The sequence below is a fragment of the Rhodococcus pyridinivorans genome, from assembly GCF_900105195.1.
Taxonomy (GTDB): Bacteria; Actinomycetota; Actinomycetes; order Mycobacteriales; family Mycobacteriaceae; genus Rhodococcus; species Rhodococcus pyridinivorans.
This window is the reverse complement of sequence record NZ_FNRX01000002.1, coordinates 4,229,808-4,256,489: the sequence shown is the minus strand read 5'-3', so window position 1 is coordinate 4,256,489 and position 26,682 is coordinate 4,229,808. Positions and strand designations below refer to the sequence as shown.

General features: G+C 68.1%; 23 protein-coding genes and 1 pseudogene. 16 read left to right on the top strand and 8 right to left on the bottom strand.

What is annotated here, in order from left to right; all coding sequences use genetic code 11:
* Positions 1-15: 15 nt before the first annotated feature.
* Entirely contained in the window at positions 16-192 is a 177-nt protein-coding gene (locus BLV31_RS25090; RefSeq protein ID WP_162836410.1) for a hypothetical protein, read from the top strand.
* A gap of 29 nt (positions 193-221) precedes the next feature.
* Here BLV31_RS25090 and BLV31_RS19990 read toward each other — a convergent pair whose 3' ends face one another.
* Positions 222-1,241: a magnesium transporter CorA family protein gene (locus BLV31_RS19990; protein ID WP_064060089.1), complete on the bottom strand. Its 1,020-nt coding sequence runs from the start codon at positions 1,239-1,241 to the stop codon at positions 222-224.
* 57 nt (positions 1,242-1,298) lie between these two features.
* The gene (locus tag BLV31_RS19985) at positions 1,299-4,799 is read right to left on the bottom strand and encodes a serine/threonine-protein kinase (RefSeq protein ID WP_072740532.1); all 3,501 of its coding nucleotides are present in this window, start codon (positions 4,797-4,799) and stop codon (positions 1,299-1,301) included.
* A gap of 159 nt (positions 4,800-4,958) precedes the next feature.
* On the opposite strand from BLV31_RS19985, the gene BLV31_RS19980 reads away from it, so the two are divergent.
* The 7 genes from BLV31_RS19980 to BLV31_RS19950 all read left to right on the top strand — a co-directional run bounded on the left by BLV31_RS19980 (position 4,959) and on the right by BLV31_RS19950 (position 13,649).
* A complete protein-coding gene (locus BLV31_RS19980) occupies positions 4,959-5,315 on the top strand; it encodes a hypothetical protein (protein ID WP_064060085.1) in 357 nt (118 codons plus the stop codon).
* Between the two features lie 7 nt (positions 5,316-5,322).
* Positions 5,323-6,465, top strand: coding sequence for a class I SAM-dependent methyltransferase (locus BLV31_RS19975; protein ID WP_064060084.1), 1,143 nt, complete (start codon positions 5,323-5,325; stop codon positions 6,463-6,465).
* Between the two features lie 96 nt (positions 6,466-6,561).
* Complete coding sequence (locus BLV31_RS19970; protein WP_006553873.1) at positions 6,562-7,404, top strand: Bax inhibitor-1/YccA family protein; 843 nt, start codon at positions 6,562-6,564, stop codon at positions 7,402-7,404.
* A gap of 119 nt (positions 7,405-7,523) precedes the next feature.
* Positions 7,524-8,909, top strand: a complete 1,386-nt coding sequence (locus BLV31_RS19965) for a cystathionine beta-synthase (RefSeq protein WP_006553874.1) — start codon at positions 7,524-7,526, stop codon at positions 8,907-8,909.
* Between the two features lie 13 nt (positions 8,910-8,922).
* Positions 8,923-10,074, top strand: a complete 1,152-nt coding sequence (locus tag BLV31_RS19960; protein WP_019288736.1) for a cystathionine gamma-synthase — start codon at positions 8,923-8,925, stop codon at positions 10,072-10,074.
* Positions 10,075-10,215: 141 nt separating this feature from the next.
* A complete protein-coding gene (locus BLV31_RS19955) occupies positions 10,216-12,126 on the top strand; it encodes an SEC-C domain-containing protein (protein ID WP_248846166.1) in 1,911 nt (636 codons plus the stop codon).
* 149 nt (positions 12,127-12,275) lie between these two features.
* A complete protein-coding gene (locus BLV31_RS19950) occupies positions 12,276-13,649 on the top strand; it encodes a C40 family peptidase (protein ID WP_064060082.1) in 1,374 nt (457 codons plus the stop codon).
* Positions 13,650-13,728: 79 nt separating this feature from the next.
* Here BLV31_RS19950 and greA read toward each other — a convergent pair whose 3' ends face one another.
* Together greA and BLV31_RS19940 are read right to left on the bottom strand one after the other, a co-directional pair.
* Positions 13,729-14,223, bottom strand: coding sequence for a transcription elongation factor GreA (gene greA / locus BLV31_RS19945; protein ID WP_006553878.1), 495 nt, complete (start codon positions 14,221-14,223; stop codon positions 13,729-13,731).
* Between the two features lie 247 nt (positions 14,224-14,470).
* Positions 14,471-14,899, bottom strand: coding sequence for a DUF4307 domain-containing protein (locus tag BLV31_RS19940; protein ID WP_039584586.1), 429 nt, complete (start codon positions 14,897-14,899; stop codon positions 14,471-14,473).
* A 162-nt stretch (positions 14,900-15,061) separates the two neighbouring features.
* On the opposite strand from BLV31_RS19940, the gene mca reads away from it, so the two are divergent.
* From mca to BLV31_RS19925, 3 genes are read left to right on the top strand one after another with little or no spacing between them, the layout of a single operon-like run.
* A complete protein-coding gene (gene mca, locus BLV31_RS19935) occupies positions 15,062-15,940 on the top strand; it encodes a mycothiol conjugate amidase Mca (RefSeq protein ID WP_006553880.1) in 879 nt (292 codons plus the stop codon).
* Entirely contained in the window at positions 15,937-16,257 is a 321-nt protein-coding gene (locus BLV31_RS19930; RefSeq protein WP_006553881.1) for a hypothetical protein, read from the top strand. The genes mca and BLV31_RS19930 overlap by 4 nt, the downstream gene beginning before the upstream one ends.
* Before the next feature lie 43 nt (positions 16,258-16,300).
* A complete protein-coding gene (locus tag BLV31_RS19925; protein WP_064060081.1) occupies positions 16,301-18,295 on the top strand; it encodes a thioredoxin domain-containing protein in 1,995 nt (664 codons plus the stop codon).
* Positions 18,296-18,359: 64 nt separating this feature from the next.
* On the opposite strand, the gene BLV31_RS19920 is transcribed toward BLV31_RS19925, so the two are convergent.
* A complete protein-coding gene (locus BLV31_RS19920) occupies positions 18,360-19,277 on the bottom strand; it encodes a mechanosensitive ion channel family protein (protein ID WP_064060080.1) in 918 nt (305 codons plus the stop codon).
* A 74-nt stretch (positions 19,278-19,351) separates the two neighbouring features.
* Complete coding sequence (trhA, locus tag BLV31_RS19915) at positions 19,352-20,020, bottom strand: PAQR family membrane homeostasis protein TrhA (protein ID WP_064060079.1); 669 nt, start codon at positions 20,018-20,020, stop codon at positions 19,352-19,354.
* 157 nt (positions 20,021-20,177) lie between these two features.
* On the opposite strand from trhA, the gene BLV31_RS19910 reads away from it, so the two are divergent.
* Positions 20,178-20,945 (top strand): isoprenyl transferase, encoded by a 768-nt coding sequence (locus tag BLV31_RS19910; protein WP_006553884.1) that lies wholly within the window; start codon positions 20,178-20,180, stop codon positions 20,943-20,945.
* A gap of 99 nt (positions 20,946-21,044) precedes the next feature.
* Here the strand turns inward: BLV31_RS19910 and coaA are convergent, their stop codons facing one another.
* Positions 21,045-21,977: a type I pantothenate kinase gene (coaA, locus tag BLV31_RS19905; protein ID WP_006553885.1), complete on the bottom strand. Its 933-nt coding sequence runs from the start codon at positions 21,975-21,977 to the stop codon at positions 21,045-21,047.
* Between the two features lie 151 nt (positions 21,978-22,128).
* Here coaA and BLV31_RS19900 point away from each other — a divergent pair, with 151 nt between their 5' ends.
* From BLV31_RS19900 to BLV31_RS19885, 4 genes and pseudogenes are all read left to right on the top strand, one after another.
* A complete protein-coding gene (locus tag BLV31_RS19900) occupies positions 22,129-23,319 on the top strand; it encodes a hypothetical protein (RefSeq protein WP_064060078.1) in 1,191 nt (396 codons plus the stop codon).
* 95 nt (positions 23,320-23,414) lie between these two features.
* Entirely contained in the window at positions 23,415-24,710 is a 1,296-nt protein-coding gene (glyA, locus tag BLV31_RS19895; protein ID WP_006553887.1) for a serine hydroxymethyltransferase, read from the top strand.
* Between the two features lie 161 nt (positions 24,711-24,871).
* A complete protein-coding gene (locus BLV31_RS19890) occupies positions 24,872-25,558 on the top strand; it encodes an isochorismatase family protein (protein WP_064060077.1) in 687 nt (228 codons plus the stop codon).
* Positions 25,559-25,591: 33 nt separating this feature from the next.
* Positions 25,592-25,693 (top strand): annotated as a pseudogene (locus BLV31_RS19885) (aspartate 1-decarboxylase); the annotation flags it as partial.
* 79 nt (positions 25,694-25,772) lie between these two features.
* Here the strand turns inward: BLV31_RS19885 and BLV31_RS19880 are convergent.
* Positions 25,773-26,648 (bottom strand): siderophore-interacting protein, encoded by an 876-nt coding sequence (locus BLV31_RS19880; RefSeq protein WP_064060075.1) that lies wholly within the window; start codon positions 26,646-26,648, stop codon positions 25,773-25,775.
* Positions 26,649-26,682: the final 34 nt, after the last annotated feature.

Here is a 26,682-nt window from a genome sequence, read left to right as displayed (position 1 = left end):
GCCAGGAGGAGACCGATGTCGCATCCCACCAACTCCGGTCCCGAGAACAACGACCCGATCGGGGACGCGCCCGACGCCGATCCCGAACTCGTCCGCGACGGGCCGGTGCAGCGCCGGCGTTCGGCGGGTGCGGTGATCGCAGCCGTCGCGGTGGTCGTCGTGATCGTCGTGCTGCTCGTAGTTTTCCTCTGAACAGAGCCGTTCACCGAGCAACGCGGGGTTCACAACCAGTCGCGGCGCTTGAAGAGCACGTAGAGAACGATCGCCGACACGACCATGATCCCGACCCCACTCATCAGTCCCCAGGCCTCGCCTACTCCGGGATAGGGCACGTTCATGCCGTACCAACCGGTGACGGCCGTGGGGACGGCGATGATCGCGGCCCATCCCGTCAGTTTCTTCATGACGATGTTCAGGCGCGCGTCCTGCAGCGACAGGTTCGTCTCGAAGACGGTGTTCACCATCTCGCGCAGTGAATCGGTCCACTCTGCAGCACGCATCACGTGGTCGTAGAGGTCGTTGTAGGAACTGTCGAGTTCGGGGTGGTGGTTGCTCTCGGCGCGGGTCCGCAGGACGGCATTGACGACCTCGCGCATCGGCAGCACGACCCGCCGGAGCTGCACGAGTTCCTTGCGGAGCCGGTAGACGCGTCGCTGGATCTGCCGGGTGGAGGCGCCGTCCTCGAAGAGGCAGTCCTCGAGGTCCTCGGCGGCGTCGTCGAGTTCCTGGATGGTCTCGAACTGCCCGTCGACGACCGTGTCGAGCAGGCCGTGGATCAGCGCACCCGGTCCGTACTGCAGCAGGTCGGTGTTCTCGTCCCACCTGCGCACCGCCTCGTCGATGTCGAAGGGAGTGCCGCGGCGAACGGTGACGACGCCGCGGGGCAGGACGAAGGCGGAGATCCGGGTGGTGCGGAGCCGGGACTCGTGCGCCTGATTCTCGTCCTCGGAATCCGGAAACAGGTGTGTCGCGTAGACCGTGAGGAAGGTATGGGTGGCGTAGCGGGTGGCCTTCGTGCGCTCGCCGTGTGCGAGCGAATCCTCGACGGCGTGCGGGTCGAGGTTCCATTCCTCGGCGAGTTCGAGCAGAGCCGTGTGCTCGGGATTCCACAGATCCACCCAGACGAGGGCCTCGGGATCGGCGAGATGCTCCGAGACGGCTGAGAGCGGGAAACCTTCGTCGGCGAGTTTCCCGTGGGCCCACCGCCGGGTCCGGATGGAGTTGTCGTATCGGTCCGTCACCTCGGCAGTGTCCCCGAAATCGGCGGGCTTCACACCGCGTTCCCGTCACGACCGGGCTCACACGACAGGACGATGCTCGGTGTCCACCAATCGCAGCACCTCGTCGACGAACCCGAGGTCGATCCGTGGCCGATCGTCAGGCCGCAGACCCTGTTCGATCCGTACCCGCATCGAGGTGAGCGTGGCGATCACGTGTGGCCCGCCGTCGGTCAGATAGCGCACCATTCCGCGCGCCGCGCACGCGTCGACCACGACGGCCAGGGTCTCCTCGGCCTCCTCGATGCGTCCGGCCGCGTGCAGGCAGGAGGCGAGCAGACGGTGGGCCTGCAGGTGGGCGCGGGGACGCGAGGTGGTGCGCTGTACCCACATCCGCGCCCATCCGACGGCCTGTTCCGACGCCTCGGGCTCCCCGTTCTCGCTGAGCAGCCGGATCGCGGTGGAGTCCTCGATCTGGAGGGTGATCTCGACGGTTCCGTCGGGGTGGGGTGTGGTGTTCTCCGGCATCGTGCGTGTCGAGGGGCCTGGAGTGGCGATTCCGAGCCGGACCCGTTCGTTCTCGATGCGTGCCCGCAGGCGCGGCAGGTCGTGCAGCGCCGCGACCCGCAGTCCTTCGGTGAGCAGGGCGACGGCTTCCTCCCGGTTGCCCTGCAACATCTTCAGGCGCGCAGCGGTACCGAAGCGAGCGATGAGGAAATCCGTTCCACCGCCTTCTATTCCGAGCAGGTTGCTCTCGTCGAGCAGTGCTTCGGCCTCGGCGGTCCGTCCCTGTTCGTAGAGCAGCTCTCCGAGCATGGCAGCGGCGAGACGCCCTCCGTGGGTGTGGATTCCGCCGTTTCGTCGCGCTCGGCGCAGCGCTGTGCGGAAGTACTTCTCGGCCGAGGCGACGTCGAGTCGTTCGTTCGCGGCGATGCCGCACAGGCACTGACCGTAGATCGACGCGAACGGTCCGCGGGTCTCGCGGTGGTAGGGCTCCGCCCATTCCTGCCGCCGGATCGCTGAGGTGAAGTCGAAGCGGAAGATGTCGGCGTACGAGGCGAAGTCGGCTGCGGCCGCCACCACCCACGGGTGCACGGAGGTCGGATTCTCCAGGCACGGCGCGATGAGTTCGTAGATGCCGTCGATGCGGTCGGAGTTCATCAGGATCGACGCCTCGACGGCATCCGCCTCGATGTGGAGTGCTTCGACGTCGTAGCTGTCCGTCACCCCACGGTCGAGCAATTCCCTTACTGCCGCGAGGGTTCTGCGGCATCGGTCCAACCGCAGCAGCGCACTGTTCGCCCAGGCCTGCGTGAGCAGCAGGCGCGGATCGTTTGCGACGGCCCGCGGCGGCAGTTTGTCGATCAGGGCGAGCAGCGTGGCGATGTGCCCGTGCTCCATCAGGTACATGCCGTCGTCGGCGAGCAGGTCGACGGCGAAGTCGGTGTCGTTGGCGGCGAGGGCGTGGTCGACGGCCTCCTGCAGCATGCGGTTGCGGGCGAACCAGTCGGCGGCGGTGCGATTCAGGTCCGCGACCTTCTCGGGATGGTCGCGTTCGAGACGTCGACGCAGAAAGTCGAGGAACAGGTGGTGATAGCGGAACCACACGCGTTCGTCGTCGACGTGCCGCAGGAACAGGTCGCGTTCCTCCGCCTCCTCGAGCATCGCCTGGCTGCGCGGATCGCCCGTGAGCGCCGCGGCGAGGCTGCCGCTGATCGATTCGGTGATGCTCGTCGCGAGGAGGAATTCGTACATCCGGGGTTCGAGACCGGCCAGCACGTTGTCGGCGAGGAACTCACCGATCGCGTGGTGCCGACCCGTGATGTTCTCGATGAGCCACGACGGATCGTCGCTGTCGCGCAACGACAACGACGCGAGCTGCAGGGCTGCGGCCCAGCCCTCCGTGGTGCGGGTGAGATCCTCCACGTCCTCGGGGCCGAGGTCTATCCCGCCGATGTCGCGCAAGAAGGCGTTCGATTCGTCCACCCCGAACCGCAATGCCGTCGAATCGACCTCGACCAGCTCGTCGCGAACACGCATGCGGCTGAGCGGAAGTCCGGATCGGTTGCGGCTCGTCACCACGAGCTGCAGGTGATGGCATCCGCGGTCGAGCAGGAACTCGAGGGCAGCGACGGTCTCCGTCGACGTGACGCGGTGCCAGTCGTCGATCACCAGCGTCGCCGCGGTGTCGGTGCGGTGCAACTCGTCGATGAGCGTGCACAGTACGTACCGTTCGGCCTCGTCGCCGTGCGCGTCGAGGATCTGGCCCAGTTCGCGCGCGAGGACCGGCCGGATCTGCTTCATGGCCTCGACGAGGTGCGCGAGGAACCACAGGACGTTGTTGTCGTCGCTGTCCACCGTCAACCACGCGACCGGCACTCCCTCGGCGGCGAGTACGTTGCGCCACTGCGTCGCGAGGGTGGACTTACCGAAGCCGGTGGGGGCGTGGATGGCGACGAGACGGCGTCGTCCGCCTGCCCGCAGGAACGAGATCAGACGGCTGCGTTCGATCAGGGGACGTGAGGTCGAGGGCGGCCGGAACCTGGTCGACGGTGCGGTGGACGGACCGGTGCGTCCCGAGACCGTGGACGACCGGCCGGAGACCGTCGAGGCCGGTCCGGTGAGCGGTGGCGCCGAACGCGGCGGGAGCGGGCCGGACGGCGGTGACCCGGGCAGCGCCATCTCGTCGATGGGCAGGTTGTGGGCGCGCTGGACGTCGCGGAGCAGATCGCCGAACTCGGCGGCCGTCTGCGGCCGGTCCTCGGCATCGGTCGCCATGCCGCGCTCGAGGGCCTCGCACACGTCGTCGGGGATGCCCTCGCCGCGCAGGTCGGGGACGGGCTCGGAGGTGATGCGCACGAACTGCGCGACGATCTTCTCGCCCTCCTTCCGCTCGAAGGCGGCGTGACCGGTGATCGCCGCGAACAGGGTCGCGGAGAGGCCGTAGACGTCGGCGGCCGGAGTCGCGGCATGACCGCGCAGCACCTCCGGTGCCGTGAACGCGGGGGAACCGGTGATCTCACCGGCAGTGGTGCGGAAGCCGCCGCCGACGCGGGCGATACCGAAATCCGTCAGCTGCGGTTCGCCGTACTCGGTGAGCAGGATGTTGCCGGGCTTGATGTCGCGGTGCAGGACGTCGGAACGATGCGCCGTCTCGAGTGCACCGGCGACCTTCACCCCGATCCGGACCGCCTCCGGCCAGGCGATCGGTCCGTGCCGCCGGATGCGGGTGTCGAGAGAGTCGTGCGGGTGATAGTGCATCACCAGATAGGGCAGGCCCGTGTCCGTCGCGCCGGCCTGCAGCACGGTGACGATGTTGGGGTGGCCGGAGAGCCGCCCCATCGCGCGTTGCTCGCGTAGGAAGCGTTCGAGATCGGCGGGTTCGGGGGAGCGGCGCAGCACTTTCACCGCGACGTCGCGGTCGAGTTCGGCCTGCCGGCAGCGGTAGACCACACCGAAGCCGCCGCGGCCGATCTCCACGGCGTCGGTGAAACCGGCATCGTGCAGCGCGCGCACGATGTCCGTCTCTGCGACGTCGACAATCGGCGCGCGCTGAGTGGCGGCCGGATCGTTCTCGGTCATCGGCGCAATCACCTCGGGAAGCCGTTTCCCCAGGATAGTCTCGAAATGTGCACGCCCGCCGCAGATCGTGCGTCGCCCCTGTTCTAACGTGGTCCGGCCGGACCACGGTGCCTCACCGGGAACGGACGAAACGACACTGCGACCAGAAGTGGGACATAGATGAAGAAGACTCTCGCGGCGCTGTTCGGTGCAGGTGTGGTCCTGCTTGCGGCGGCGTGTGGATCCTCGGACGGATCCGACTCGGCCGAGGAGACCACCACCACGACGAGCACCTCGGCTTCGGCGGAGGCCGGCACCTCGGGCACCAGCGTCGAACTCGGTAAGAGCTACGAGGAGAACTGCGAGGCTCTGCTGCCCTACCTCGACGAGCTCGAGGAGTGGGGCCAGGACCGCGTGGCAGCGGCCCAGGCCGTCGCCGACGCCCAGCAGCAGCTCCCGGCCTGGCAGGATCTCAGCAAAGAGGAGCAGGCCGACACCCTGCGTGCCATCGAGAACGCCGGAAAGGGCGAGTGCTGACGGTCGAGTGGTGATCGACGAGTTGTACGACAGGTTGAGGCGCTTCCCGGATGTGGAAGCGCCCAACCTGTTCGCCGTCGACGGGGCCGATCGCTTGCTCCTCGACGAAGCCGCGCCCGCACTGGAATCCGCAGCGCCGGGCACGATCGTGGTCGTCGACGACCAGTACGGCGCCCTGACCCTGGGTGCGGCCGTCCGGTTCGGCGCGGAGCGGATCCGGGTGCATCAGGACTCGGTGGTGGCCGAACGCGCCCTGGCTGCGAACGCCGAGCGTGAGGATCTCACCGACCGCTACCGTTCCTGCGGACTCGACGCGGACCTGCTCGCCGGTGCCCGAGTGGTACTGCTGCGTCTTCCCCGTTCGCTGTCGGCGCTCACCGAGATCGCCGAGATCGTGGCCCGCCACGCCGACCCCGAGGTCGTCGTGTTCGCCGGTGGCCGCGACAAGCACATCAGCCTTGCGATGAACGACGTCCTCGCTGCGTCCTTCGCAGAGGTCCGCGCGTCGCGGGGACGGCAGAAGTCGCGTGTGCTCACCGCGCGCCGAGCAACGCCCGGACCGGCCTCGTATCCCGTCCGTGAGAGGCTCGACGAACTCGGCCTCACCGTGGTCGCGCACGGGGCCGCCTTCGCCGGCCCGCGCCTCGACATCGGTACCCGTTTCCTCCTCGACTTCTTCCCCCGTCTCGACTTCCCCCGTAACGACACGGACGAGCAGATCGCGGTGGACCTCGGCTGCGGCACCGGCATCCTCGCCGCGATGCTCGCCCGGCAACTGCCCGACGTTCGCGTGATCGCGACCGATCACTCCGCCTCCGCCGTCGCCTCCGCCGCGGAGACGGCCGCCGCGAACGGGCTCGCCGACCGGATCGACACGCTCCGCGACGACGCCGCGAGTTCGATCGCCGCCGGGTCGGTCGACCTCGTGGTGTGTAATCCGCCCTTCCACATCGGCGCCGCCGTGCACACCGGCGCGGCCCACAAGATGTTCGACGCCGCAGCCCGGATCCTCCGCCCGGGAGGACAGATGTGGACGGTCTACAACCGCCACCTCGACTACCGCCCCGCGCTGTCGGGCATCGTCGGGCCGACCCGCGTCGAGGGCCGCAACCGCAAGTTCACGGTGACCAGGTCGGTACGGAGCCGGTAGAGTCCGATTAGTCCGAGCTTTCTCGACGAAACGGGAACTCGTGAGGTTACTGCCTCGTTGAACGGACAGAAGCGACCACGAGAAGGGAAGTGCACGGTGCGCACCACCAGTAACCCGGTGTTCCGCAACCTGCCCAAGCAAGAGGGCGGCGGATACGCCACGTTCGGCTCTGCGACGGCGGGCGCCGCGCAGGCCACCCAGCAATTCGGTCAGCCCCAGACGGATCCGTGGGCACGTCCCACCGACCAGCGGACCATGACGATCGACGATGTCGTCACCAAGACCGGCATCACGCTCGGCGTGCTCGCCGTCTCGGCACTCATCTCCTACGTCCTGGTCAACTCCAACGTCGGCCTGGCAGCTCCGTTCGTCATCGGCGGCGGTCTGATCGGCCTCGTCCTGGTGCTGGTCGCGACGTTCGGCCGCAAGATGGACAACCCGGCGATCGTCCTCGCCTACGCGGTGGCGGAAGGCTTCTTCCTCGGCGCGCTGTCGTTCATGTTCACCGACATCACGTTCGGTGGCGCCGGCGGCGCGACTCTGATCGCGCAGGCCGTCCTCGGTACCTTCGGCGTGTTCTTCGGCATGCTCGTCGTGTACCGCACCGGCGCCATCCGCGTCACGCCGCGCCTGACCCGCATGATCGTCGGCGCCCTCGTCGGTGTCCTGGTCCTGGCGCTGGGCAATCTCGTCGCCGGCTTCTTCATCGACGGTGGCCTGGGCCTGCGCGACGGCGGCCCGATCGCCATCATCTTCAGCCTCGTGTGCATCGGCATCGCGGCGTTCAGCTTCCTGCTGGACTTCGACTCCGCCGATCAGCTGATCCGCGCACAGGCCCCCGAGAAGGCCGCCTGGGGCGTCGCCCTCGGCCTGACCGTCACCCTGGTGTGGCTGTACGTAGAGATCCTGCGACTGCTCAGCTACTTCCAGAACGACTAGCAGTACGCCATGAAGACCCCGGACCACGGTCCGGGGTCTTCGTCGTTTCTCAGGGGGTGTTTTCCCGGGGGTGTACACCTTCACCCTGTCGGAAAGCCACGACGTGGGAACATGGAGTCATGCGCATTGCGGATTCCGTCATCGACCTCATCGGAAACACCCCCCTCGTCAAGCTCAACACGGTGGTGAAACCCGGATCGGGGCTCGTAGCGGCGAAGATCGAATACCTCAATCCCGGCGGCAGCTCCAAGGACCGTATCGCGGTGAAGATGATCGATGCGGCCGAAGCGTCGGGCGAACTGAAGCCGGGCGGGACGATCGTCGAGCCCACCTCCGGCAACACCGGCATCGGCCTGGCCCTGGTCGCGCAGCAGCGCGGCTACAAGTGCGTGTTCGTGTGCCCCGACAAGGTCGGCGAGGACAAGCGCAACGTGCTGCGGGCCTACGGTGCCGAGGTGGTCGTGTGTCCGACCGCGGTCCCGCCGGAGCACCCCGACAGCTACTACAGCGTCTCCGACCGTCTCGCCCGTGAGCTCCCCGGTGGCTGGAAGCCCAACCAGTACTCCAACCCGGGGGGCCCGGCGAGCCACTACGAGACCACCGGCCCGGAGATCTGGAACGACACCGACGGCAAGATCACGCACTTCGTCGCTGGCGTCGGCACCGGCGGCACCATCTCGGGTACCGGCCGGTACCTCAAGGAGGTCTCCAACGGTGCGGTGAAGGTCGTCGGCGTCGACCCCGAGGGCTCGGTGTACTCGGGCGGCACCGGCCGGCCGTACCTCGTCGAAGGTGTCGGTGAGGACTTCTGGCCCTCGGCCTACGACCCGTCGATCCCCGACGAGATCATCGCCGTCTCCGACGCCGACTCGTTCGAGATGACCCGTCGCCTCGCCCGCGAGGAAGGCCTGCTCGTCGGTGGCTCCTGCGGCATGGCCGTCGTCGCCGCACTGCAGGTTGCCGAGCGCGAGGGCCCCGACGCGGTCGTTGTCGTGCTGCTGCCCGACGGTGGTCGCGGCTACATGTCGAAGATCTTCAACGACAAGTGGATGGCCAGCTACGGCTTCCTCCGCGCGCCGCTCGACGGCAAGCCCGACGACTCCACCGTCGGCGACGTGCTGCGCGGCAAGAGCGGCGACCTGCCCGACCTCGTGCACACCCACCCGTCCGAGACGGTGCGCGACGCCATCGAGATCCTTCGGGAGTACGGCGTCTCGCAGATGCCGGTCGTGGGTGCCGAACCGCCCGTCACCGCAGGTGAGGTGGCTGGTTCGGTCAGCGAGCGCGAACTGCTCAGCGCCGTCTTCGAAGGTCGCGCGAATCTCGCCGATCCGGTCGAGAAGCACATGAGCCCGCCGCTGCCGAACATCGGCGTGGGCGAGTCGATCGACTCCGCCACGAAGGCGTTCGGCGACACCGACGCGCTCATGGTGATCGACGACGGCAAGCCCGTCGGTGTCATCACCCGCCACGACCTGCTCGGATTCATCTCTCAAGGCCGATAGGACACAGATCTTCATGACAGACCAGAACCAGCACGGTTTCGCGACCCGCGCCATCCACGCCGGGTACGAGCCCGACCCCCAGACCGGTGCCGTCAACGTGCCGATCTACGCGTCGTCGACCTTCGCCCAGGACGGCGTCGGCGAGATGCGCAACGGCTTCGAGTACGCCCGCACCGGCAACCCCACCCGTCGTCCCCTCGAGGCGAACCTCGCCGCGCTCGAGAACGGCACCTACGGCCGGGCGTTCGGCTCGGGCATGGCCGCTACCGACTGCCTGCTCCGTTCGGTGCTGCGTCCGGGCGACCACCTCGTCATCCCCAACGACGCGTACGGCGGCACCTTCCGTCTCATCGACAAGGTGTTCACGCAGTGGGGGATCGAGTACACCCCGGCCGCGATCAACGACGCCGACGAGGTGCGCGCGGCCGTGCGCCCGAACACCAAGCTCGTGTGGGTGGAGACGCCCACCAACCCGCTGCTCAACATCGGCGACATCTCGGCGCTCGCCGACATCGCGCACGAGGGTGGTGCCAAGCTCGTCGTCGACAACACCTTCGCGTCGCCGTACCTGCAGCAGCCGCTCACCTTCGGTGCCGACGTCGTGCTGCATTCGACCACCAAGTACATCGGTGGTCACTCCGACGTCGTCGGTGGCGCGCTGGTGACGAACGACGAAGAGCTCGACGCCGCCTTCGCGTTCCTGCAGAACGGTGCGGGCGCCGTGCCGGGCCCGTTCGACGCCTTCCTCACGCTGCGCGGCATCAAGACGCTCGCGGTGCGGATGGAGAAGCACTCCGACAACGCCGAGAAGCTCGTCGACTTCCTGTCGGGACATTCCGCCGTGACCAAGGTGCTGTACCCGGGTCTCGAATCGCATCCGGGCCACGAGTACGCGGCCAAGCAGATGCGTCGCTTCGGTGGCATGATTTCCGTGCGCCTCGCCGGTGGCCGCCAGGCCGCGCTGGACTTCTGCAAGCGCACCGAGATCTTCACCCTCGCCGAGTCGCTCGGTGGTGTGGAGTCGCTCATCGAGCATCCGGGTGCGATGACCCACGCCTCCACCGCCGGGTCGCTGCTCGAGGTCCCCGAGGATCTCGTCCGGCTGTCGGTGGGTATCGAGGACGCCGCCGACCTGCTCGCCGACGTCGAACAGGCGCTCGGCTGACACACCGGTCGTAGAAGACAGGAGAAGAAGGCGTCCCGAAGGACGCCTTCTTCTCGTGTCGATCGGGAAAACACCGACGGCGACGTGCGGAAGGAACCGCATAGCCCCCGGAAGCACTGCCGGGCGCCGTACGATCACGTGGTGACGGACAACGAACATCCCGAATCCGCCCTGTGGGACACCGTGCTCGACACGGTACGGCGCCATGGACCCATGACGATCGACGAGGTGGCCGATCATCTCGAGGAGCACGGATTCGGCTCGGCCGAGCAAGTGATGATCGATCTCGAACAGTCGGAACCGCATCCGCTGTTGATGTGGTTGTCCGACGACCGTGTCGCGGCGACGGATGCGCTGTTCGAGGGCAGGATGCTCACACACCGCCTCACCGCGGACGAACTCGACCGGCACGCGATCCCGGTCGACGACATCGAACCGCTCCTGCTGCTCGTCTCCGAGGACGACGAGTTCGATCTCGTGCAGCCCGGTGGATTCGAAGCTGCTGCCACGCAAAACGATCCGGATTCGGATGAGATCGTCCGCAAGGAGACGATCGTCTTTCCCGAAGGAGCCCTGGCGGGTCACGAGGCGGGAGACCTGCTCGCACTCACCGTGCGGGACGGTCGCTTGTCGTTCGCTCCGGTCGACGACGAAGTCCGAAGTAGTGAGGCCGAATTCGTGCACGCGCTCGAACAGGCCATCGCCCGCCAGCAGGTGGCGAGCCTCGGGGGCGCCTTCCTCGACGTGCTCGCCGATGTACCGGACGCGTTCTCCGCGCCGTCCCTGCCGCTCGGGGACTTGCTCGCCGGAGCCGGTCTGGTCCGCAGCGGAGACCTGGTGGCACCGAACGGTTTCGACTTCGACGGATACTCCGACCGGGCAATGTTCGAGATCTATGCCGAACAGCTCGGGATCCCCGTCGACGCCGTGCCCGGCGTGGCCCTGTTCGCGTCGCTGGTCGAAGCCCTCGAACGCGGCGACGACGCCGAACTCGACGAGCGTTTCGCCGTGGGAAAATCCGGTCTGTACTCGGTGCTGTCCGATCCCGAGATCGCCGAGACCGTCTACGACGAACTGGTGGGGGAGAAGCTCGCGCCCGAGGCGATCGAACAGGCCGCGCTGTGGCTGCTCGACCATGCGCCGCGACGTGCGGCGGGGGCAGCGCACTGGATCGCCGGTCGCGCGGCCGAATCGACCGGACGCCTCACGGAAGCCGAACGGCACTACGAGCGCTCGGCCGACCTCGACTCCGCCTTCGACCTCCCGTTGTTCGACCTCGCGCGCTTCGCTTCCGATCGCGGGGACGCGATACGGGGGCTGTCTCTGCTCGCCCGGGTGCCGGGCGGCGACGAACATCCCCTCCACGAAGTGCTCGAACGGTACCGGCCGAAGGAGGTCCCGGGGCTCGGCCGCAACGACCGCTGCTGGTGCGGGTCGGGCCGCAAGTACAAGGCGTGCCATCTCGGGCGCGCCGAGCACTCGCTCGAGGAACGCTCCGACTGGCTGTACATGAAGGCGGCCATGCACGCCCTCGAACCCGGATGGGCCGAACAGCGGGTCGCGCTGGCGGAGGCGCGTTCCGGCTACGGGGACGACGACGCGGTGGCCGAGGCCGTCGCCGATCCTCTCGTCGAGGACGTCCTGCTCTTCGATGCCGGCGCCTTCGCGGATTTCGTCGAGCGTCGCGGTGAGTTGCTGCCCGAGGACGAGGCCGAGCTCGCCCGCTCGTGGCTGGCGGTCGAGCGTTCGGTCTTCGAGGTCGAGGCGAGTGCGCCGGAGGAGTCGCTCACGCTGCGCAACGTCCGTAGCGATCGGGTGGTGGAGGTGTCCGCGCCCTGGCTCGCGGGTGAGGTGCCCGCCGGGACGTTGCTGTGCGCCCGTGTGATGCCGGTGGGGGAGGACCGGTGGGTGATGCCCGGCGGCTGCGAACCGGTGACGAAGGATCAGCGGGACACGCTCGTCACGCTGCTGGACGAGGACGCGGTCGATGCGGTGGACATCATGGACGTCCTGACCCAGCCGGACGCCGCAGACTTCTATCCGGAACCGTAACTCCGGACCCTCAGGAAGCACCGGTCCCACTGGTCCCAGTACTAGAACGTGTTCTTGAATATATGTGATAAGAACATCCGGAAGCCGCACTGGTGATCGACCTCACAGCTACGGTGAGAGCGGTTGATGGATGGATGTGGGGGTAGCGGATGTCGGTGGACCCGTCTGCGGTCATCGTGGCAGTGGCTACGGCAGCAAGTGCGCTCGTTCAGGGCGTGGACCTACCAGCAGAGATCAAGGATCAGATCAACGGGGCGATCGAGTCGTTCGAGGCAACTGCCGAGAACGCCGACACGGATGTGGCGAATCTCGTCGCGTCCTTGCCGGAACCGATGCAGCAGGGAGCACAACAGGCGGTCGCGGATGCGACGACGGCGGTCGCGGGAGCGATCGAGCCGCATCTGCCCGAGGACGCGGCCGCGGCCCTGCACCCCGCCGATCCGCAAGCAGCTCCGCCCGCTCTGGCGCCCGAACCGCCGGCCGCGCGTCCCGGGCCCTTCGGAATACCGGTCCAACCCCCGGCGACCGGTGTGGTCGGGAACCCGCAACCCGGTCCCACGATCCCGGGCACCGGGATCACGTTGCCGTCGATCCCGGCGATCCTTCCCGGAACGCGACTCGCACCCATCGGTGCGATCGCAGTGTTCGCGCCGTGGCTGAAGAAGGCCGGCGAACTGTGCGAAGGGGTCTCCGCGCCGGTCCTCGCGGCCCTCTACTCCGCCGAGAACGGTTTCCGGTACGGCCCGACCGCGCCGGTCTCGCCGGTCGGCGCCCGCGGCCCGGGACAGTTCATGCCCGGCACCTGGGACCAGTACGGCAAGGACGCCGACGGTGACGGCAAGGCCGACGTCCTCGGCATCGCCGACCCGGTCATGGCGTCGGGCAACCTCCTGTGCGACAACTACAAGCTCATCGACGACTGGAAGAAGCGCGGACTGGTCGAGGGCGACACCCTCGATCTGACCCTCGCGGCCTACAACGCCGGCGTCGGCGCGGTGAAGCGCTCGGGTGGCATGCCGTCCGGTCATCCCGACTACGAGAACCAGACGAAGCCCTACGTCGCGAAGATCCGCGCGACCGAGCACGTCTTCGCCCGCATGCTCTCGCCGTTCCTGGGTCTGGGTATCGGAGGCGGAGCCGGCGACGTCGGTAATCGCATCGTCGACCTTGCCTTCAAGTACCTCGGCCTGCCGTACGTCTGGGGTGGCGGCAATATCAACGGGCCGTCCGGCGGCGGTTTCGACTGCTCCGGCCTGACGTCGTACGCGGTCTTCGCCGCGACGGGCATCACGCTGCCGCGCACGTCCGAGACACAGTGGCACATCGGCACCGAGGTGCCGCTGTACGCGGCGCGCCCCGGCGACCTGCTGTTCGGCAACTGGCAGGCCGGGGGACCGGGTCACGTCGCCATCTACATCGGTGGCGGGCAGATGGTGCACGCACCCACCACCGGCGACGTCGTGCGGGTGGGGCCGGTCTTCCCCGACATGAAGGCGCGGCGCATCTTCTGGCACCTGCCGTGAACACGCGAAAGGCCCGACCGAGAGAATCCGGTCGGGCCTTTCGGCTGCAGAGGGACTGCCGCGGTGCGGCACTCGGCGATCAGCCGCGGTAGGGTTCCGCGCTCACCAGTGTCACCTTCATGGTGTTGCCGTTGGGCAGCGTGTACTCGCGGGTCTCGCCGACCTTCGCGTCGATCAGGGCGCCACCGAGGGGCGAGCTGGGGGAGTAGGTCTCGAGCTCGCTGTTGCGGGCACCTTCTTCGCGGGTCGCGATCAAGAACGTCTCCGTGTCGGTCTCGTCGCCGGCGTAGTAGACGGTGACGACGGAACCGGGGAGGGCGACACCCGACTCGGTCGGAGCGACGCCGACCTTGGCGGTGCCCAGCAGCTCCTGGAGCTGACGGATACGGGCTTCCTGCTGGCCCTGCTCCTCGCGGGCCGCGTGGTAGCCACCGTTCTCCTTGAGGTCGCCTTCCTCGCGACGCTCGTTGATCTCGGCGGCGATGACAGGACGATTCGCGATGAGCTGGTCCAGCTCGGCCTTGAGCCGGTCGTACGACTCCTGCGTCAGCCAGGTCACCTGGGTCTCGGTCATCCTCGATCACTTCCTTCGGGTTGGAGCCCCCGGCTCCGTGGACAAGTCGTGCACATGCAACGACCGCGACAGCACGACCCCCGTCGTCCCCCCTTGTTGTCAGGCTGAACGGAAGTCGTACTGTCTGTTGATGCTCTTATGCAGCAATACACGGCCCCAAAGGGTGGAACCGTGTATCCGGCTATTTTAGCATCACTATCGTCGCTGCTCCGGAAAAGAGCAGGAAGCCGCTGGTCGCGGTAGATTCCTAGGGTGCGCGGAGGTAGTCGGGAGCCTCGGTGCTGCAGCCGTAGGTATCGCCCATTCCGGGGCGTTGTGACGTCTTGACCGTGGATGTCAGCACGACCGTCTGCGAATCGGACGCCGGGATGAGGACCTCGCGCCGTCCGGTCTCGCTGCCGTCCTTCGACCGCGCCCGGATGATGCAGACGGCATCCTCGGACGGATCGTCCCGTGTGACCTTGAGCTGGATGTCGATGGTGCTGTCGTCGATGATCTCGAAGGCGAGGACCTCCGACTCGATCGGAGCCGAGTTGTTCTGGAACAGCACGAACGCCACGACGAGCCCGGCGAGCAGACCGGCGATGGTGAAACCCCAGCGCTTGCCGCGTGTCGACACGCGGGGCCCGGGGTACCGGGAGGAGGGGTACCGGTCGGTGGGCAGGGTGTTGCTCATCACTTTGCTTTCACAGCGGAACGATGGATCGGGCGTCGCCGCAGGGTCACGGCTGACGTCGGAATTATCAGGTGGAACTATAGAGGACGGATCCGTAGCGACCGCGACGCGGGCGCAGGGTCGGTTCCGGCGAAGCAGACGACGTGAGGTGGAGGAATACACGTGAGCGGACTACGGCTCATGGCCGTGCACGCCCATCCCGACGACGAGTCGAGCAAGGGCGCGGCCACGATGGCCCGGTACTCGGCCGAGGGACACGAGGTCCTGGTGGTCACGCTCACGGGCGGAGAGCGCGGCGACATCCTGAACCCCGCCATGGACGTGCCCGGCATTCGCGAACGCATGAGCGAGGTGCGTCAGGAGGAGATGGCCGAGGCCGCCCGCATCCTCGGGGTGCGGCACCAGTGGCTCGGCTTCGTCGACTCCGGACTGCCCGAGGGCGACCCCAAGCCTCCGCTGCCGGAGGGCTGCTTCGCTGCGATCCCGCTCGACGAACCGGTCCGCCGGCTCGTGCAGTCGGTGCGCGAGTTCCGCCCCCACGTCATGACCACCTACGACGAGAACGGTGGCTACCCGCATCCCGACCACATCCGGTGCCACGAGGTGTCGGTCGCGGCCTACGAAGCGGCCGCGGATCCGGATTTCCATCCCGAGCTGGGCGAGCCCTGGGCGGTGAGCAAGCTCTACTACTCGCACGGTTTCATCCGTAAGCGGCTCGAGCTGTTCCGCGAGGAGTACGAGCGTCGCGGGGAGCCGTTCCCGATGGAGCAGTGGCTCAACAAGTGGCGCACCGAGCAGGGCGACATCATGGGGCGCGTGACCACCCAGATCACCTGTGGCGACTACTTCCCGAAGCGCGACGACGCGCTGCGGGCCCACGCCACCCAGATCGACCCCAACGGATCCTTCTTCGCGGTGCCGTTGGACATCCAGCAGAAGGTGTGGCCGACCGAGGAGTTCGAGTTGGCCAAGACCCGCGTGAGCACGGTACTTCCCGAGACGGATCTGTTCGCGGGCATCGAGGACGGACAGGGCAAATGACGATAGGCACGCTCGCGGTCGATGTTCTGGCCGTCGAGATTCTGGCCCAGGAGCCGACCGGCCCCGAGTTCGGCAAGGCGTCTCCGCTCGGACTGGCCATCGTGGTGGTCCTGCTGGTCGCGACCGCTCTGCTGATCTGGAACATGAACAAGCGGCTGAAGAAGCTGCCCGAGAACTTCCAGCCGGAGCATCCCGAACCCGACCAGGCCGTGGACGACGGCACGCTGCCGGGTGCGATGCCCGGCGGAGCCGAGGAGAAGGCCGGCGGCACGAAGGCCACCGGTCCGGAACGTCCGGAACCCACCAAGGGAAGCTGACGACCGGCCGTCACCGGCGGTGCTCCTTCCGTAGCGTGGGGGCATGGCGAACCGACTGGCCGACGCCCTGAGCCCTTATCTGAGGCAGCACGCCGACAATCCGGTCCACTGGCAGGAATGGGGCGACGACGCGCTCGCGGAGGCGCGCGAGCGCGACGTGCCGATCCTGCTGTCGATCGGGTACGCGGCCTGCCACTGGTGTCACGTCATGGCACACGAGTCGTTCGAGGACGAGGCCACGGCCGCTGTCATGAACGAGAACTTCGTGTGCATCAAGGTCGACCGTGAGGAACGGCCGGACATCGACGCGGTCTACATGAACGCGACCGTCGCCATGGCCGGTCAGGGCGGATGGCCGATGACCTGCTTCCTCACCCCCGACGGCTCGCCTTTCTACTGCGGCACGTATTACCCGAACACGCCGCGCGGCGGCATGCCGTCTTTCGTCCAACTTCTCGAGGCCATCACCCAGACCTGGCGCAACCGGCGCGATGAGGTCTCGCAGGCCGCCGACGCCGTGGCCACCGAACTCCGTCGCAGCAGCGGGGGACTGCCCGTCGGGGAGGCCGCTGTCGAGGCGGTCCTGCTCGACGCGGCGGCCGCTGCGATCGCCACCGACGAGGATCGCGAACACGGCGGCTTCGGGGGCGCACCCAAGTTCCCGCCGTCCAACCTGCTCGAGGGCCTGCTGCGCGGATACGAGCGCACGCGCTCCGCCGACACGCTCGGTCTCGTCGAGCGCACGACCGACGCGATGGCGCGAGGTGGGATCTACGACCAGCTCGGTGGCGGTTTCGCCCGCTACAGCGTCGACTCCGCCTGGACGGTGCCGCACTTCGAGAAGATGCTCTACGACAACGCGCTGCTCCTACGGCTGTACGCGCACCTCGCGCGGGTGACCGGCGCGGAACTGCCGACGCGGGTCACCCGGGAGACCGCCGAATTCCTGCTGCGCGACCTGCTCACCACCGACGGCGGATTCGCCTCGGCGCTCGACGCCGACACGGACGGGGTCGAGGGCCTGACCTACGTGTGGACCCCCGATCAGCTCGTCGAGGTGCTCGGCGCGGACGACGGCCGGTGGGCCGCGGAGGCCTTCACCGTCACTCCCGGCGGAACCTTCGAACACGGCACCTCGGTGTTGCAGCTGCTCGACGAGCCCGACGATCCGGCCCGTCTCGCCGACGTGCGGGCACGCCTGTTCGCGGCCCGGCAGGATCGCGCGCAACCCGGACGCGACGACAAGGTCGTCACCGCGTGGAACGGCTTCGCGATCACCGCACTGGCAGAGGCCGGCATCGCACTGGGCGAACCCGCCTGGATCGACGCGGCGGCGAGGTGCGCGCGGTTCCTGCTCGACCGGCACCTCGTCGATGGACGACTGCGCCGCGCGTCGCTCGGAGGTGTCGTCGGATCTCCGGTGGGCGTGCTCGAGGACTACGGAGCACTCGTCACCGCGCTGCTCGCCGTCCATCAGGGGACCGGGGATCGGAGCTGGGTCGAGCGCGCGCGAGAACTCGCCGACGTCGCGCTCACGCAGTTCGCGGATCCGGAACGTCCCGGGAGCTGGTTCGACACCGCGCACGACGCCGAATCGCTGGTCGCCCGGCCGCGCGATCCGGTCGACGGGGCGACGCCGTCGGGGGCGTCGCTGATCGCCGAGGCGTTGCTCGGTCTGTCCGCGCTGGTGCACGACGACCCCCGCTACGCCGATGCCGCCGCGCTGTCGCTGTCGGCGGCCTCGATCCTGCTCGAGAAAGCGCCGCGTGCCGGAGGGCACTGGCTGACCGTGGCCGAGGCGTCGGTGCGCGGTCCGCTGCAGGTCGCCGTCGCGGGTGGCGGCGCACTCCTCGACCTCGCGCGCCGGCTCGCACCGGGGGGAGCGATCGTGGTGGGCGGCGAACCCGACTCGTCGCCGCTGCTCGATGGTCGGCCGCTCGTCGACGGAGCATCCGCGGCCTACGTGTGCCGGGGCTTCGTGTGCGATCGGCCGGTGACGACGGAGACGGATCTGCGCGAGGTGCTCGCCGCGCTCTGACTCGTCGGGGCCAGGCGGTGCCAGGGGCGGTGAATCGGTGCGCTCGGTCCTCTACTTCGAGGGTCTAGCTGCTCACGGCGGCTGCGACCGCGACGTTCGGCGACTCGATGCCGTTCTGATCGAACGCCTCGAGCACCGCGCGGGTGAGACTGCGGCGGATCGCCCACTGCTTGCCGGCGCGCACGCGCACGGTCAGCCGCAGCGTCACCGCACCCGCCGTCACGGAGTTGACCCCGAGCAGTTCGGGCTTCTCCAGGACGTCGGGTGCGATGTCCTCGCGTTCGACGCCGTCGAGTACGGCCCGCATGGCGATCTGGCAGGCGCGGTCGACATTGGAGGTCGGTGCGATGGGTACGTCGATCACGGAGACCGCGTGGCCCTGGCTCATGTTGCCGACGCGCAGGATCTCGCCGTTGCGGCAGAACCACAGGGTGCCGTCGATGTCGCGGACGGTCGTCACGCGCAGGCCGACCGACTCGACGGTGCCCACCGCGTCGCCGAGGTCCACCACGTCGCCCACACCGTACTGGTCCTCGAGCAGCATGAACATGCCCGAGATGAAGTCCCGCACGAGGTTCTGCGCACCGAAACCAAGAGCAACGCCGGCGATACCGGCCGAGGCGATGAACGGCGCGACGTTGAAGCCGAGCGTGTCGAGCGTCTGCAGCACCACCCAGACGAGCACGACGACCGACACACCGGACTTGAATACCGAGCCGATCGTCTGGGCACGCTGGATCCGGCGTTCGCGCGCGTAGGGATCACCGATGGCGCGTTCGGCGCGTTCCTGCAGCGGTGCGAGGAACGATCGGCGGGGCTTGCCGGATTTCTCACGCGGCTTCGTCATGCGGTCGATCAGTCGGTGGAGGACGAAGCGGAGCACGATCGCGACGACGATGTAACTCACGATCGCGAGCGGCCGGTGGATCAGCCAGTCCCTGTTGGTCTCGGTCAGTTCGAAGGCGAGCAACGGAATAGACATCCCCCGCGAGTCTACAAACGGGTGCCGGAGGCTTCAGGTGGTGTGAGAAGTTGCACGAAGCGGTCGGTGAGGTTTCAACCGAGAATCACGAGCCACACCGCTATCGCGTGACACAGTGCCGCGATGACCGTGGCCGCGTGAAAGAACTCGTGGTGCCCGAAGGTCGCGGGCCACGGATCGGGCCAGCGGGTCGCGTAGAGGATCGCTCCTCCGCTGTAGAGCAGCCCTCCGACCAGCAGGAGCAGCATGGGAGCGAGACCGACTTCGGCGACCAGCTGTCCGGCAACGGGCACGATGGCCCATCCGAGCAGCAGATACAGCGGCACACCGACCCAGCGCGGCGCCGTAGGCCACAGCATCTTCAGGGCCACGCCCGCCAGCGCGCCCGCCCACACGACGATCAGCAGCGGTCGCCCGGACTCCGGGGGCAGGGCGAGTGTCGCGAACGGGGTGTAGCTGCCGGCGATGAACACGAAGATCATCGAATGGTCGGCGCGCTTCATCCACACGCGGGACCGGGGCCCCCAGTTCAGGCGGTGGTAGAGCGCGCTGACGCCGAACACACCGCACACGGTGAGGCTGTAGATCGTCGCGGGGAGTACGGCGTCCGGGCGGTCGGCGAGGAAGGCGGCGGCCGAGACGAGGGTGACGCCGGCGATGACGGCCACACCGAAGGCCCAGGCGTGGATCCATCCGCGCATCCGCGGTTTGACGGGTAGTTCCTCGAGGCCGAGTGCCGTCATGCGTGCGCTCCTCTCGGTACCGATCAGTAACCTACGCACCCGTAGGTTTGTTCCGTCGTCACGTTACAGCCCGTGAGGGCGCTCCGGGAGACTCTGTGACCACCGACGCGACCGTCCGTACGCCTGGGCGTAATGTGACTCGCGTGGTGATGACGGGGTGAGCGTCCGCGGACTGCTGTACCGGCTCTACGAGCGCAGGCTGCTGAAGGAACTCGACGGAGCACGGCATCCGCGACACGTCGCGGTCATGTGCGACGGCAATCGGCGTTGGGCGCGCGAGAACGGCTTCACCGACGTCAGTCACGGCCACCGCGAAGGTGCCAAGAAGATCGCCGAGCTGCTGAGCTGGTGCGACGCGGCCGGTATCGAGACGGCGACGATCTACCTGCTGTCCACCGAGAACCTCCGGCGCGACCCGGAGGAGCTCGATGCTCTGCTCGAGATCATCTCCGACGTGGTGGAGGAGATCTCCGCGCCCGGCCAGAACTGGGGCGTGAAGATCGTCGGCACCACCGACCTGCTCCCGGCCGACCACGCCAAGCGGCTGCACGAGGCCGCGGCCGGCACCGCGGGCCGGACGGGCACGCACGTCAACGTCGCCGTCGGGTACGGCGGTCGCCAGGAGATCGTCGACGCGGTGCAGTCGCTCCTGCGGGTGCGCTACGCGCAGGGGTTGCGTGGAGAAGAGCTCGTCGAGTCCGTGACGGTCGACGGTGTCGACAGCCACCTCTACACGTCCGGTCAACCCGATCCGGACCTCGTGATCCGTACCTCCGGCGAGCAGCGACTGTCCGGATTCCTGCTCTGGCAGTCCGCCTACTCGGAGATCTGGTTCACCGAGGCGTACTGGCCCGAGTTCCGCCGGGTCGACTTCCTGCGCGCGCTGCGCGACTACGCCGCCCGGCACCGCCGGTTCGGCGCCTGACGGCACCCGCCGGTTCGGCGCCTGACGGCACCCGCCGGTTCGGCGCCTGACGGCGCCCGCCGGTTCGGCGCCTGGAACAGGGCCGAGCGGCGGGGCGCGTCAGAGCTTGCGCAACCGGAGCCGGTTGATGGCGTGATCCGAGTCCTTGCGCAGGACCAGGGTCGCGCGGGGACGCGTCGGCAGGATGTTCTCCACCAGGTTCGGCAGGTTGATCGAGTGCCAGATCTCCTTCGCGGCACTCATCGCGTCCCGGTCCGACAGGTTCGCGTAGTGGTGGAAGTGCGCCTCGGGATCCGCGAAGGACGTCTTACGCAGCGCGAGAAAGCGTTCCACGTACCACTTCTCGATGTCCTCGATACGCGCGTCGACGTAGATCGAGAAGTCGAACAGGTCGGAGACCATCAACCGCGGACCGGTCTGCAGCACGTTCAGGCCCTCGATGATGAGGATGTCCGGCTGCCGCACGATGTGGTACTGACCCGGGATGATGTCGTACGAGATGTGGGAGTAGATCGGCGCCGCAACCTCTTTCGCTCCCGACTTGACCTCGGTGACGAACCGCAGCAGTTTGCGCCGGTCGTAGCTCTCGGGAAAACCCTTGCGGTGCATGATGTTGCGCCGCACCAGTTCCTTGGTGGGGTAGAGGAACCCGTCGGTGGTCACGAGATCCACCCGCGGGTGATGGTCCCAGCGTGCCAGCAACGCCTGCAGCACACGGGCCGTGGTGGACTTGCCGACCGCCACCGAACCGGCCACACCGATCACGAACGGCACCTGCTGGTCGGGATGCTTCTCCCCGAGGAAGGTCGCGGTCGCGGCGAACAACCGCTGCTTCGCTGCGACCTGCAGGTGGATCAACCGGGCGAGGGGGAGATACACCTCCGCGACCTCCGCGAGGTCGATCTGCTCGCCCAGGCCCCGAAGCCCGATGAGTTCGTCCTCGGTGAGGACGAGGGGAGTCGACTTCCGCAGCGTCCGCCACTGCTTGCGGTCGAACTCGACATACGGGCTCGGTTCGTTCAGACGAGCCATCGGCACGGCTTCCCGGTGGCGCGGCGGATGCGGCGTTGCATGTCCATGTAACGGATTGTGCTCGCTGACACAGGAGGATGCCTCCCCGGGGTCCCCACCCCGGCGGGTTCTCCCGTGTCGGGTCGCCGACGAGCGACTACGCTCGGCCGGTATGGGAGCCGACGACTTCGTGAACGAATATCTGCTGCTGGGCCTGGCTTTCGACCGGCTCGAGGACGGGTACGTCGACGCCTACACCGGCGATCCCGCGCTGCGGCGGAAGGTCGAGAACGCCCCGACCCCCGATCCCCGTGATCTATCACACACCGCGCGACGCCTGCGGGACGAACTTCCCGGTGCGGCACTGTCCGACGAGCGCACCCGTTTCCTCGACGTGCATCTGCGCGCCCTCGACTGCTCGGCCCGCAAGTTCGCGGGGGAGGAGATCGGTTTCGTCGACGAGGTCGAGGCATACTTCGACGTCCGCATCGCGCCCGGCGACGAGGACACCTACCGCGACGCGCACCGTCGCCTCGATGCGTTGCTGCCCGGCACCGGATCGCTCACCGAACGGATGCAGGCCCACCGCAAGTCCGATGTGATCCCCGCCGATCGTCTCGCCGAATGCGTCGACGCGTTCTCGAGCGCTCTACGGGAGAAGGTGCGGGCGGTCTACCCATTGCCCGACACCGAGCGTGTCGAGTACGAGATCGTCGGCGACAAGCCGTGGTCGGGCTTCAACTACTACCTCGGCGACTACCGTTCGCGGGTCGCGATCAACTCCGATCTCGAACAGACGATGGCGCACCTGCCGCGGCTGATCGCGCACGAGGCGTATCCCGGGCACCACACCGAGCACTGCCGCAAGGAGGCCGGTCTCGTCGCCGGCGGTCAGGCCGAGCAGACGTTGTTCCTCGTCAATACCCCGCAGTGCCTCATGGCGGAAGGGCTCGCCGATCTTGCGCTCGAAGCGATCGTCGGCCCGGGCTGGGGGGAGTGGGCGCAGGACATCTACGCCGATCTCGGGCTCCGGTTCGACGGCGAACTGGCCGAGCAACTGTCCGAGGCGTCCGAGCAGTTGCTCTCGGTGCGGCAGGACGCCGCGCTGCTGCTCCACGACCGCGGGCGCAGCCACGACGAGGTCGTGGAATTCCTGCAGCGCTGGTCGCTGTCGAGCCCCGAACGTGCCCGGCAGTCGCTGCGGTTCCTGTCGTCGCCGTTGTGGCGCGCCTATATCAGCACCTATGTGGAGGGCTACCGGCTCCTCGGCAGCTGGCTCGGGCAGGTTCCGGCCGGAGCCGAGCGCGCCGACCGTTTCCGGCGCCTGCTCGACGAACCCCTGGTGCCCAGCAGCCTGCGGTGAACCGCAGGTCGCTCGGGGACCGGCTTCCGGAGCGGTGGACGGCCTTCGTAGACTGGAGGACGTATCCCTGACGTCCTCTGCTTGGAGAAACCTCGATGACCGCTGCGCCCGGCGCCGACGTGAACACTGCCGCACTGAACGACCTCGATCCCGAGGTCGCCGAGGCCATGGCCGGCGAGCTGTCGCGTCAGCGCGACACGCTCGAGATGATCGCGTCGGAGAACTTCGTGCCGCGCGCCGTCCTCCAGGCCCAGGGCAGCGTCCTGACCAACAAGTACGCCGAGGGTTACCCCGGTCGTCGCTACTACGGCGGCTGCGAGAACGTCGACGTCGTCGAGGACCTCGCCCGTAACCGCGCCAAGGAGCTCTTCGGCGCCGATTTCGCGAACGTGCAGCCGCACTCGGGTGCGCAGGCGAACGCGGCGGTGCTCATGGCGCTGATGACCCCCGGCGAGAAGCTGCTCGGTCTCGACCTCGCGCACGGCGGCCACCTCACGCACGGCATGAAGCTCAACTTCTCCGGCAAGCTGTACGACGTCGCGTCCTACGGGGTCAGCAAGGACGACCACCGCATCGACATGGACGAGGTCCGCGACATCGCGCTGCGCGAGAAGCCGAAGGTCATCGTCGCCGGCTGGTCCGCCTACCCGCGCCACGAGGACTTCGCCGCCTTCCGCTCCATCGCCGACGAGGTCGGTGCCTACCTGTGGGTCGACATGGCGCACTTCGCCGGTCTGGTCGCCGCAGGCCTGCACCCGTCGCCGGTGCCCTACGCCGACGTCGTCTCCACCACCGTGCACAAGACCCTAGGTGGCCCGCGTTCCGGCCTGATCCTCGCCAAGCAGGAATGGGCGAAGAAGATCAACTCGGCCGTCTTCCCCGGTCAGCAGGGCGGACCGCTCATGCACGCGATCGCCGCGAAGGCCGTCGCGCTGAAGATCGCCGCGAGCGACGAGTTCAAGGACCGCCAGCGGCGCACCCTCTCCGGTGCCCGGATCATCGCCGACCGCCTGTCGCAGTCCGACGTCGCCGACAAGGGCATCTCGGTGCTCACCGGTGGCACCGACGTGCACCTGGTCCTGGTCGACCTGCGCAACTCGCAGCTCGACGGCCAGCAGGGTGAGGACGCCCTCCACGAGGTCGGCATCACCGTCAACCGCAACGCCGTGCCGTTCGATCCGCGTCCCCCGATGGTCACCTCGGGCCTGCGCATCGGCACCCCGGCGCTCGCGACCCGCGGTTTCGGCGACGAGCAGTTCACCGAGGTCGCCGAGATCATCGCGCAGACGCTCGTCGGTGGCGCCGACGCCGAGTCGCTGCGGACCCGCGTGAGCGCCCTGGCACAGTCCGTGCCGCTGTACGAGGGCCTCGAGGACTGGCGTCTGATCTGACGGCTCCCTACTGTCGCCGACCGGCCCGCACCGATCTCCGGTGCGGGCCGGTCGGCGTATCAGGGGTCGAGACATCCCACCGTAGGGCTGGTTAGGGTAGCCTACGCATGCCGACACTGTCGGTGCCCGAACGCGTACCCCGAACAGCAGAAGGAAGTCGCATGGCCATCCCGAGCATCGATCCGTACGAGTTGCCTACCAGCGACGAGATTCCCGCTGCTCGGGTGGACTGGATGATCGATACGTCCCGCTGTGCACTGCTGATCCACGACATGCAGAAGTACTTCATCGACGCCTACCGGCGCGATGCCGAACCCCTCGCGACCGTGGTGCCCAACATCGTCCGCCTCCGCGAGGCGTGCCTGGCCGCCGGTATCCCCGTCGTCTACACGATGCAGCCCGGCGACCAGCATCCGTCGCGTCGCGGCATCCTTGCCGACTTCTGGGGCGTCGGGCTGAGCACCGGCCGCGACACCGAGGTCATCGACGAACTGACCCCCGGCCCGGACGACATCCAGGTCACCAAGTGGCGCTACTCGGCGTTCCAGCGCACCGACTTCCGTCAGCTGCTCGCGCACAACGGCCGCGACCAGCTCATCGTCACCGGCGTCTACGCACACATGGGCTGTATGCTCAGCGCCGCCGACGCCTTCATGAGCGACGTCGCGCCGTTCATGGCCCTCGACGCCACCGCCGACTTCTCCCGCGACGAGCACCTCATGGCGCTCCAGTACGTCGCCAAGCGGGTCGGCCGGGTCGAGACCACGGACGCGCTGATCGAGTCGATCACCGCGTCAGCGCGTCGCCGCGACCGCGAGACCGAAGAACTCACCGCATCGCTGCGCTGACCGGCACGGTCCGAGAATCGGGAACTTCAGCACATGCAGCGAATTCTTCTGTCCGGCAAGATCCATCGCGCGATCGTCACCCACGCCGATCTGCACTACGTCGGATCGGTGACGATCGACCGCGACCAACTCTCACCGCGCTGACGCGGGAAGCGATTTCGGTGTTCTCGACTTCGCCGGGCGCTGTCGAGAACACCGAAATCGTCCGGATCGTCTAGGTGGTGCCGCGACGACGCGCCTCGAGCGTCTCGACGGCCTGCTCGCGCAGCAGCCGCAGGCGGGCCAGCGGACGATCGGACTCGGGGCTGCGCCAGTAGCCCGACGCGTCGAGCATCGGCTTGGCGATGCCGAGTCGCTTCGACACGGCGCGCAGTTCCTTCACGATCGACGCCTCACCGGCGATCCACATCCACCCCTCGCCGCCGCGCGGCGCACCCGACTCGACGGCCTCGGCGAGCACGGTGGCGTCGGAGACGCCGGGGCGGCGGTGCACCCACGTCACGCCCGCGAGATCGGACTGTTCCTCCTGCGGACCGTCGACCAGCGCGAAGACGTGCATCGGCACCGTGCCGCCGTAGGTCTCGACGAAGCGACCCAGCGCGGGAAGCGCGGTCTCGTCGCCGGCGAGCAGCCACCAGTCGGCGCCCTGCGGCGGGATGATCGCGACCTTGGGTCCCGCGAGATGGAGCACACTGCCGGGTTCGGCGGTGCGGGCCCAATTGCCGGCCGGGCCGTGGCCGTGCAGGACGAAGTCCAGATCGAGTTCCCCGGCCACGGGATCGAAGCGACGCACCGTGTAGGCGCGGGCCACGGGTGCGGGTTTGCGAGGCCAGTGCAGGTGCCCGTCGTGCTGTTCGGGCAGGGCCGGGGTGTCGCTGCCGGGTTCGGGCAGGAAGATCTTGACGTAGTCGTCGGCACCCTCGGTGGTGAACGCCGGGGCGTCGTAGTCGCCGCTGCGGAAGGCACCGAGCTGCTCGCCGCCCAGGGTGATCCGACGCATCCGCGGTGTCACGTCCACCGCGCGGAGCACGGTCAGGCGCCGCAGGACGATGGGCAGGGAGACGCGGGTCGGGGGCGTCGTCACCGGCATGGTGAGCTCCTTCCGGACGGGACCGGCCGGACAA

Coding starts and splice junctions, on each gene's coding strand:
- BLV31_RS25090 (WP_162836410.1), top strand. CDS start 16: ATGTCGCATCCCACCAACTCCGGTCCCGAGAACAACGACCCGATCGGG.
- BLV31_RS19985 (WP_072740532.1), bottom strand. CDS start 4,799: ATGACCGAGAACGATCCGGCCGCCACTCAGCGCGCGCCGATTGTCGAC.
- BLV31_RS19980 (WP_064060085.1), top strand. CDS start 4,959: ATGAAGAAGACTCTCGCGGCGCTGTTCGGTGCAGGTGTGGTCCTGCTT.
- BLV31_RS19965 (WP_006553874.1), top strand. CDS start 7,524: ATGCGCATTGCGGATTCCGTCATCGACCTCATCGGAAACACCCCCCTC.
- BLV31_RS19960 (WP_019288736.1), top strand. CDS start 8,923: ATGACAGACCAGAACCAGCACGGTTTCGCGACCCGCGCCATCCACGCC.
- BLV31_RS19950 (WP_064060082.1), top strand. CDS start 12,276: ATGTCGGTGGACCCGTCTGCGGTCATCGTGGCAGTGGCTACGGCAGCA.
- greA (WP_006553878.1), bottom strand. CDS start 14,223: ATGACCGAGACCCAGGTGACCTGGCTGACGCAGGAGTCGTACGACCGG.
- BLV31_RS19940 (WP_039584586.1), bottom strand. CDS start 14,899: ATGAGCAACACCCTGCCCACCGACCGGTACCCCTCCTCCCGGTACCCC.
- BLV31_RS19930 (WP_006553881.1), top strand. CDS start 15,937: ATGACGATAGGCACGCTCGCGGTCGATGTTCTGGCCGTCGAGATTCTG.
- BLV31_RS19925 (WP_064060081.1), top strand. CDS start 16,301: ATGGCGAACCGACTGGCCGACGCCCTGAGCCCTTATCTGAGGCAGCAC.
- BLV31_RS19920 (WP_064060080.1), bottom strand. CDS start 19,277: ATGTCTATTCCGTTGCTCGCCTTCGAACTGACCGAGACCAACAGGGAC.
- trhA (WP_064060079.1), bottom strand. CDS start 20,020: ATGACGGCACTCGGCCTCGAGGAACTACCCGTCAAACCGCGGATGCGC.
- coaA (WP_006553885.1), bottom strand. CDS start 21,977: ATGGCTCGTCTGAACGAACCGAGCCCGTATGTCGAGTTCGACCGCAAG.
- BLV31_RS19900 (WP_064060078.1), top strand. CDS start 22,129: ATGGGAGCCGACGACTTCGTGAACGAATATCTGCTGCTGGGCCTGGCT.
- glyA (WP_006553887.1), top strand. CDS start 23,415: ATGACCGCTGCGCCCGGCGCCGACGTGAACACTGCCGCACTGAACGAC.
- BLV31_RS19890 (WP_064060077.1), top strand. CDS start 24,872: ATGGCCATCCCGAGCATCGATCCGTACGAGTTGCCTACCAGCGACGAG.
- BLV31_RS19880 (WP_064060075.1), bottom strand. CDS start 26,648: ATGCCGGTGACGACGCCCCCGACCCGCGTCTCCCTGCCCATCGTCCTG.